This window comes from Nonomuraea sp. NPDC050556 (assembly GCF_044457355.1).
Lineage (GTDB): Bacteria > Actinomycetota > Actinomycetes > Streptosporangiales > Streptosporangiaceae > Nonomuraea.
In genome coordinates this window covers 926,762-936,086 of sequence record NZ_JBITGU010000005.1, presented here as the reverse complement: position 1 = coordinate 936,086, position 9,325 = coordinate 926,762, and the positions used below count along the sequence as shown (strand labels likewise).

General features: G+C 68.4%; 2 protein-coding genes. Both read right to left on the bottom strand.

Annotation, left to right across the window (positions count from 1 at the left end):
• A partial coding sequence (locus ACIBG8_RS46685) for a condensation domain-containing protein (protein ID WP_397349732.1) occupies positions 1–1,550 on the bottom strand: 1,550 nt, incomplete at its 3' end.
• Entirely contained in the window at positions 1,547–9,289 is a 7,743-nt protein-coding gene (locus tag ACIBG8_RS46680) for an amino acid adenylation domain-containing protein (RefSeq protein WP_397349731.1), read from the bottom strand. The genes ACIBG8_RS46685 and ACIBG8_RS46680, both read right to left, overlap by 4 nt.
• Between the last annotated feature and the right edge of the window lie 36 nt (positions 9,290–9,325).

The following is a 9,325-nucleotide window of genomic DNA, read 5'->3' as shown; positions in this document are numbered from 1 at the left end:
TCCAGCTCCCCGTACGTCAGCACCCCGCCAGCACCAACCACCGCCACCGCACCAGGAACCCGACCCACCCATTCCTCGAACAACTCATGCAAGCACAAGGTGCCTCCAGTGCCGGGGCTGCCGATCGGCTGCATTCCGCCGCTCATGGGCAGCTCACGCATGGGGCATTGCGGTTCGGCGAGCGCGGCATCGATGATGTCGAGCCAGCGGGTGCGCAATGCGGCGGCGGTATCCGACTCGAATAGCTCGGTCGCCCACTCCAGCTGGCCGGTGATCCCGTCCGCGTCTTCGGCCAGTACGAATGCGAGGTCCAGTTTGGAGGTGTCGCTGGGGAGCGGCAGGAAGCGGGCCTGCATGCCGTCCAGTGTCAGAACGTCGTTTGGGACGTTCTGTACCGCCAAGGTCACCTGGAACAGGGGGTGGCGGCCGGGATGGCGGTCGGCGTCAGCGAGGTCGACGAGCCGGTCGAAGGGGGCCTGCTGGTGGGCAAATACGTCGAGCACGCGCTGTCGTACGCGTCTCACCAGTTCGCGGAAGGTGAGAGAGCCTCGGGCGTCGCTGCGGACGGGGAGTACGTTGAAGAACGGACCCACGAGCCGTTCCGTGTCGCGCGCGGTCCGGCCAGCAATCGGGATGCCGACTGCGAAGTCTTCCTGGCCGGTGTAGCGCAGTAGCAGGACCTGCAGTGATGCCATAAGGACCATGAAGACGGTGACGCCTTCGTCTACGGCGAACTGGCGGATACGGACGGTCAGGTCGGTGTCCAGGTGCAGCGGGATGCTTGCCCCGGCGCCTGAGGCAAGGTCCGGGCGGGGGTGGTCAGTCGGCAACTCGACCGGCTCCAGCCCGCTGACTGCGGTCCTCCAGAAGTCGAGCAGTTCGTCGCCTACCTCCTGGCTGTGTTCCCACAGCGCCACGTCGGTGTACTGGACTGGCAGGGGCGGCAGCGACGGCTGCCTGCCTGCCCGCAGATGGGCGTACGCCGTGGCGACGTCTTCGTAAAGCACGCCAATGGACCATGCGTCGCAGGTCAGGTGGTGCAGTACCAGCGACAGGACATAGTCGTCCGGGCGGAGCCGAACGAGCAGGACCCGCAGCAGTGGCGCGGTGTCCAGGTCGAAGGGCCGCTGGCGATGGGCGCGAGAGAGTTGCTCGGCCGAGGCCTGAGGGTCGGGCTCGGTGCTCGTGTCGGCGATGTCGAATGGTACGGGCGCCGGGTTGTGCACGATTTGGTAGAGGTTCTCCTCGGTCAGCTCAAACGTGGTCCGCAGTGGCCGATGGCGTGCCACCACGTGGTCGAACGCCTCCTTCAGTGCTCCGAGGTCGAGGTATCCGGACAGCCGCCACGACTGCGCGACGTGATAGCTGGCGGAGTTCGTGTCCCATTGGGACAGGAACCAGAGGCGGCGCTGGGAAGCCGAGGCCCGAACGCGCCGGTTGTCGGGTCCGGTGGCCAGCCGGGCCTGCAACACCGCCCGCTGCTGGGGGGTGAGAGCCTCCAGCAGCGCGGCGATTGCGGGATCGAGCCCGGCGCTGTCCAAGCCGGTCACCAGTTCCTCAAGATCTGCTCGCGCAATTCTGCTGGAAGCTCCTGAAGTCTGTGGAGGGCCTGCTCGACCTCATCAAGGGCGGTACGACTTATCGTCCCCTGCTCGCGAATTGCCGCTTCCTTGGAGTTTGCCTCGATCCATTCAGCCTGCTCTTGTACGGTCGGCGCGTCAAAGAGCACCCGCAGCGGGATCGCTACCTCCAACTCCTCGCGAATGCGGGAAGCCAGGCCTGTGGCGATTAGAGAGTGGCCGCCGAGGTCAAAGAAGTCATCGGTGATGCCGACCTGGTCGAGGTGCATCGACTCCGTCCAGAGTTCACACAGCTTGCGCTGGACGATGGTGACTGGGGGCACGTATGTGCCCGATCCGTCGCCGCGACGCAGCACCGGTGCGGGGAGCGCGTTGCGATCGATCTTGCCGCTGGCCAGGCGCGGGAATTCGGCCACAGTGACGAAGGCGCTCGGCACGCTGGTCAGCGGCAATTCGCGGCGCATGAAGTCGCGGATGCTCGTGTGGTCGGTGGGGCGCCGCTCATCGAGGATCACGTAGCCGACGAGCATCTGCTCCCCGCGGGTGTCCAGGAGGGTCGTGACCGTGCACGCAACGACGCCCGGGTGCTGGGCGGCCGTCGCGGCGACCCTTTGCAGGTCGACCCGCGAGCCGCGAATCTTGGCTTCCTCGTCGCGGCGGCCGAGGAACTCTAGCATCCCGTCGGGTCGGCGCCGGCCGAGGTCGCCCGTGCGGTAGAGCAGGTCGTCGGCCGGGGCCTGATGCCCCAGCGTGTTTGGGGTGAAAGCCAGGGCCGCGTCGCCGAGGTAGCCGTGGGACCGGTACGGGCTGCGGATTACCAGTTCGCCCGGCTCTCCGGCAGCGCGGGACCGGTGGTGCTCGTCGACCACGAAGACCTGGGTGCCCGGAATCGGCCACCCGAGCGGGAGCACGCTGGGCTGCACATGGGCGGGTACGCGGTAGGCGCAGACAGCGAGGGTGGTCTCGGTCGGGCCGTAGAGGTTGACCACCTCCAGCCCGGTACCTGCCATCTGCCGCCACCGATTGACCAGGTCGCCTGTCAGCGGCTCGCCTGCGAAAAAGACTAGACGCAACGTGGTCGGCGCCGGGCCGCTACTATGCCGCCGGTTTAGCCAGAACTCGGCGAGGCTGGGCACCGTGTGCAGCAGCGTGACGCGGTGGCGCACCAGCGCCGCTATGACCTCGTCCGGGCCGAGTGCGTCGTGGCCATCGGGCAGCGCCAGGGTCGCTCCGGCGATCAGGGGGAGAAAGACGTCGCGCAGGAGAACGTCGAACGCCAGCCGGGTGAGCTGCAGGCTGGTGTCGCCGGGTGCGACACCGAAGGTGTCGCACTGCCACTTCAGGAAGTGACTCAGTCCGCGGTGCGAGCCCACTACTCCCTTGGGTGCGGCCGTCGAACCGGAGGTGAACATGACGTAGGCCACGTCCGGGCCGTAGGGTTCGCAGCTGGGCCTGCCCAGTGCAACGGGCGCGGTCACCGCGCCGTCGGCTGCGACGGAAAGTATAGGCAGTCCGAGCCAGGCCGGGTCGGTGCTGGCCGCCGCGGCTGCCCGGCACCCGGCCGCCTCGACCAGCCGGCGCTGGTGCTCCTGGGTGTGGGCTGGATCGATCGGGACCAGTACGCCGCCGGCCTGCAGCACGCCGAGCATCGCCGCGACCAGGCCCGAGCACTTGGCTCCGGTGACGGCGACCGCGTCGCCAGCTCGCAAGCCGCCGTCGCGCAGGGCTGCAGCGATTGCCCCGGATGCCGCCCCGAGCTGTTCGTAGGTAGTCTGCGTGTCGTGCTGGCGGATGGCGACCGCGTGCGGGGTCTGCTCGTACCAGCGCCCGACCAGGTCGGGTAGGGGGGGTTGGTCTTCGGCCGACAGGTCAGCCGCCGGGTCGGGTTCGCTGTCGGCCGGGCGCAACAGCAGATCGCCGGTTCTGGTGTCGGGCCGATCGGCGATGTCGGCGAGCAGCGTCACGAGTTGCCGGCCCAGATGCTCGGCGTCGGCGAGGTCGACGCGGTCGCGATGGAAGCCTAGGATGACCCGTGCGTCGTCGCCGGGGATGAAGCAACAGCGCACAGTGTACGGGACCGGGCTGATGATCAGTTCGTCTGCAAGGGACAGCCCCGCCTGGGACAGCGCCTGGCGGGGCCCGGATCCGAGCGGGTAGTTCTCGAAGACGAGCAGAGTGTCGAAGAGCGACTGGCCGCGGGGGACGCTGCTGTAGCCTTGTACATCGACCAGCGGAGTCTGCTCGAACTCGCGCTGGCGGACCTGGTCGGACTGCAGCCGCGCCAGCCACTGCGCGACTGGGGCGGTCGGGTCGACCTGCGAACGCACCGGCAGGGTGGTGATACATAGGCCGATCAGGTCGTCGATGCCGGGCAACTGAGGGGATCGGCCTGCGCTGACGGCGCCGAACACGATGTCGTGCTCGCCGGAGTAGCGGCTCAGCAGCAGTGTCCACGCGCCTTCGACGACTGAGTTCAGCGTGAGCTGGTGCTGCTTGGCCATGGCCTCAAGTTTGGCGGGCATGCCCGCAGGCAGGGGCAGGGTCAGCTCGACGAAGCCGGAGCTCTGCCCGGTCGGAACGCGCAGGCTTAGCGCGGTCGCCTGGGTAAATCCGTCCAGCCGCTCGGTCCAGTACTCCCGGGCACCGGGCTGCGTGAGTCCGCGCTGCCACTGGACCAGTTCGCGCATTGCGGGCCGGCCGAGTGTCGTGTGAGCCCGGCCTTCTACCGCTGCGGCATAGCCTTCGAATAGTTCGGTGACCAGGATGGCGTTGGACCACCCGTCGAGCAGCAGATGGTGCGTCGTCCACACGAGCATCCACCGCTCGGCGCTGTGCGCAAGCACCTTGACCCTCATCGTCTGGCCACGCTGCAGGTCGAAGGGTTCGAGCTGGTCGGTCGCGAGCAGTGCGGCCACCTGCTCGTCGCGCTCGGCGGGGGGCACAGCGGTCAGGTTGTGCCCCTCGACGGCGAGGCTGCCGGCGGCGCTGACGATCTGGACCGGGTTGCGTACTCCTTCCCAGCAGTAGGAGGTGCGGAACACCGAGTGCCGGGCGATCATCTGCCGCCATGCCTTGTCCAACGCGGCCCGGTCGAGCGGGCCGTCGAAGGTCCACACCCGCTGCTCGACGTACAGGCCGCGGGTTGGTTCAAGCAGAGAGTGGAACAGCAGGCCTTCCTGTGTCGGCGTGAGCGCGAAGATGTCGGTGACGTCCTGGTAGCGGTCTGACAGGCGGCGCAGCTCCCTCGGGTTTAGGTCGGCCAGCGGGAAATCCTCAGGAATCCAGGCTTCGCGGGCGCGGTCGGTTCCTGCGCACAGCGCGTCTAGCTGTTCGGCGAAGAGCCTCACCAGTCGCTCGACGGTCTGCGGTAGGTGCCGGGGGCCGGCGGACAGGTAGAGCCGCAGCTGGCCGTGCTCGATCTGGACGTCAGCGACGAGCAGATGCGGCCGGCGGTTGGCGGCGTGTCTCGTGCCGTCGTAGCGTATGGGCTCCACGGCGACGGAGGCACCGGCCGCGGGCGAGACGTCGCCGAGGTAGTTGAACACCACCTGGGCTGGGGGCTTAGCCAGCAGGTCGGCGGCGGCCGGGCTGTGGCGCAGCTGCATACCATAGAGGACGCTGCGCCGCCGTGCGGCGCGCAATATTTTCTTGACGCTGGCCAACACCATCAGCGGGTCACTGGGGAGGCTATCGAGCCACACCGGGTAGAGACTGGTGAACCAGCCCACGGTGCGGCTCATGTCGAGGCCCTCGATCAGGTCGTCGCGGCCGTGGCCCTCGATATCGAGCAAAAGACTGTTCTGGGAGGACCATGCGCTGAGCGCGGCGGCGAACGCAGCCAGGACGATCTCGTCGTTGCGGGCGCGCATACGGGTCGCGGCCGCGTGCAGGCTGCTGGTACGGGCCTGGTCGAGGTTGAACTCGTAGACGCGCTGGGTGCCCTCAAGGTCTTCCGCGTCCGGTTCGTCGACAGGCAACTGCGGCGCCTCGTCGGGGATCTGACTAGTCCACCAGGCGGAGACTTCGGCGTCTTCGGCAGCCGACTCTGCCAGCGCCGCCGACCACGCCAGCAGCGACGGGGGCGGGCCGACGGGGGCGGGGCTGGCTGTGAGGAAGGCGGCCAGGTCGTCGGCGATGATCGTCCAGGAGACCGCGTCGACCGCGGCGTGGTGGGCGGCAAGCACAAGTCGGCGGCTGGGGCCGTCAGTCTCCAGTAACGCCCGCACGACCGGCCCATTCTTGAGGTCTAGGCCGGACTGGAGAGCGCCCATGGCCCGCGAACGGTGCTCGGCGCGATGGGCGGGGTCGACCGGCGACAGGTCGAGAAGTGCGATGGCCGGGGCCTGCGCGACTGGGGAAGCGTACTGGTAGCGGCCGTTGGCACCGTCAAGCAGGCGGGTGCGTAGCGCCTCGTGTCGGGCGACAAGATGCGCCAGTGCCTGCTGTGCGGTGTCCAGGCTTGTGCTGTCGGGCAGAGTGAGCGCACGGACCATGTTCCAATGGTTCGGCTGGCCGAAGCACTGGCGGGTGAACCATTCCTGGGCCGGCGTGAGCGGTCCTTGTACCGGCCGGGGACCAACCGCGACCGTGACGGCGGGCTGGACCAGCCGCGCGAGCTGGGCGATGGTCGGATATTCGAAGATTTGCCTGGTGGTCAATGCGAGACCCGCGTCACGAGCCTGCGCGGTGATCTGGAGGCTGAGGATCGAGTCGCCGCCGATGTCGAAGAAGTTGTCGTGTACGCCGACCTCGGTGCGCCGCAGTATGCGGGCCCAGATGACGGCCAGTTCGATCTCGGTGTCGGTCGAGGGGCTGACATACTGCGCCTCGGCTTCTATCTCATCGTCGGCGGAAGGCAGCGCCCAGTAGTCGATCTTACCACTGAGAGTAGCCGGCATACGATCCAGCCGCATGATCCTGTGGGGTACGGCGTGCATGGGCAACCGCTGGCGCAACCAGGCTCGCAGCTCACGGGTGCCGCTGGTGGAGCAGATGTAGGCGGTGAGGCGGGTGTTGCCTGAGGCGTCGGCCCGCGCGACAACCGCGGCTTGTTCCACCGCCGTATGCCCTAACAGTGCATGCTCGATCTCGGCCAGCTCCACCCGGTAGCCGCGCACCTTCACCTGCCCGTCAGCACGGCACACGAACACCAGCGACCCGTCAGGCTGCCACTGCACCAGATCACCCGTGCGCATCAGCCGTGACCCCGGCAACGCCCCGGCGAACCCGTCCGGCACGAACCGCGATGCCGTCAGTACCGGATCCCCGGCATATCCCTGTGCAACCCCCGCCCCACCCAGCCACAACTCCCCAACCACACCCGGCCCCACCAGCGCCCCCGCTGCATCCACCACGAACGCCCGCACCTTCACCAGCGGCCGCCCCACACACGGCACCGGCCCCGACCACCCGACCACCGCCGCTGTACTATCCACCGAGCACTCCGTCAGCCCGTACACATTCACCGCTCGCACGTCTGAAGCCGCCCGCAGCTCATCCCACAATCGCTGGTCCAGCGCCTCCCCACCCACCAGCACCACCGATGGCCCCTCCGACAGCACCCCCGCCCGCACCAGCCCCCGCAACTGCGTCGGCGTGCAGTCCAGGACATCCACCCGCGCCTGCCGCAGGAACCGCACCATCAGCTCCGGATCCCGCCGCACCTCCTCCTCCACCATCACCAGGCAGCTACCCCACACCAGCTGCACGAGCTGCTGCACGCACGCATCGAACGCCAGCGACGCGTTCACCGACACTCGCAGCCCGCCCAACTGCGGCACCACTCCCGCCAGCCCGTCCACCAGCCCTGCAACGCCTCCGTGGTCGACCACCACACCCTTGGGCCGGCCTGTCGAACCCGAGGTAAACAACACATACGCCGCATCCGAAGCGCCTACCGGCAACCCGCCTGCCCCCGCAGCAGCAGCACCTGCCGACTCGGCTACTGAACCATCCACACCCAGCCGCACCACCCGGCACCCCAGCCCCTCCACCACCCCATCGCCTCCAGCCGGCACCACCACCACCGACACACCCGCATCCGCCACCATCACCGCCAGTCGAGCCGCCGGCAGCTCCGGATCCAAAGGCACGAAAGCCGCACCAGCACGCCACACCCCCCACACCCCCACCACCATCCCGACACCCCGCACACCCACAATCCCCACCCGATCGCCACGGCCCACGCCCAGACCCGCCAGCTCCCCCGCCACCCTCCCCACCAGCGCACCAAACTCACCGAACGACACCACCCCATCCCCGCACACCACTGCCGCCGCACCACCGCACGACTCCGCCACCCCCAACAACCGATCAACCACCGAAACCCACGGCTGCGCCATCGGCGCGGCGGCGGTAATCGGAGCAGGACCGGGCAGCGGGATCCGCGACAGCCGGACCTCCGGGTCGGCGATGACCGCGGCCAGCAGGCCAGTGAAGTAGTCGGCAAGCCGGCGGATGGTGGCAACGGTGAACAGGTCCGTGGAGTACTCGATCGACCCGGCGATCTCGTCTCCCAACGGGTACAGGAACATGCTCAAGTCGAACATCGCCGCCCTTTTAGCGGTGCCGACCGCTTCGACAGCCAGCCCGCGCAGCTCCAGCGGCTGGTCGGGAACGTTCTGGTAGGCCAGGCTCACTTGAAAGACCGGGTGGCGGCTGGCGTCGCGGGCCCCGCCGAGGCTGCCCACGATTCGCTCGAACGACGCATCTTGGTGCGACAGCGCCTGGACCGTCGCTTCGTGGATGCGGCCGATCAGCTCACGGAAGGTCGGGTCTTCCGTGCAGTCGGCGGGCACCGTCAGCATGCTGGCGAACGGGCCGATGCATTCGTGAGTCTGCGGGGTGTCGCGGTTGGCCACCGGCGATCCGACGACGATGCGCTCCTGGCCGGACACGCGGGACAGCAGCGCGGAGTACGCCGCCGACAGCACCATGAACAGGGTGGCCGACTGGTCGGCGGCCAGCCGCTTCAGGGCCGAGGCCAGCTCGGCGCCGATGTGCAGAGGTATGCTGCTGCCCATCGTGCTCTGTACCGCCGGGCGGGCGAAGTCCGTCGGCAGCCGCAGGTCCTCGTATCCGCGTAGGGCGGCCCGCCAGAACTCGAGGTGGGCGTGCGCGTTTTCCCCGGATTGCTCGCGCTCCCATGCCGCTACGTCGGAGTACTGCAACTGCGGTTGCTCGCCCGTCCAGGCCGCCCCCGCGACGCGTGCGGTGTAGCAGGCCGACAGCTCCCGGTTGAGGATGGAAAGCGACCACCCGTCGCACACGATGTGGTGCAACGTCAGCAGCAGGATGTGCTCGTCGTCAGCGCGGTGCAGAAGGGTCACACGCATGGCATCGTGCTCAAGGTCGAACGGGCGGGCAGTCTCCTCGAGGACGCGCTCGCGTAGCTGCGCCTCGTCCAGGCGGGACGCGTCGGCGATGGTCAGCCGCGCCGGACGGCCCCGGTCGATGAGCTGGACCGGCCCGTCTGTGCGTGAGGCGAACCGGGTCCGCAGGACCTCATGGCGCGCCACCACGTCGTTGATCGCGTGGCGCAGGGCGTCTGTGTCCAGCGGGCCGCAGATGCGCCAGGCGAGGGGGACGTTGTAGGCGGAACTGTCCGGGTGGAACTGCTGTAGGAACCAGAGCCGCTGCTGCGTCGCGGACAGCACACACTCCGATGCGATCTGGTCGGTCTCGGACGCCGTGTTCAGCTGGTCGTTCATCGTAAGCTCCTCACAGCTGCGGTTCGGTGGGAATTG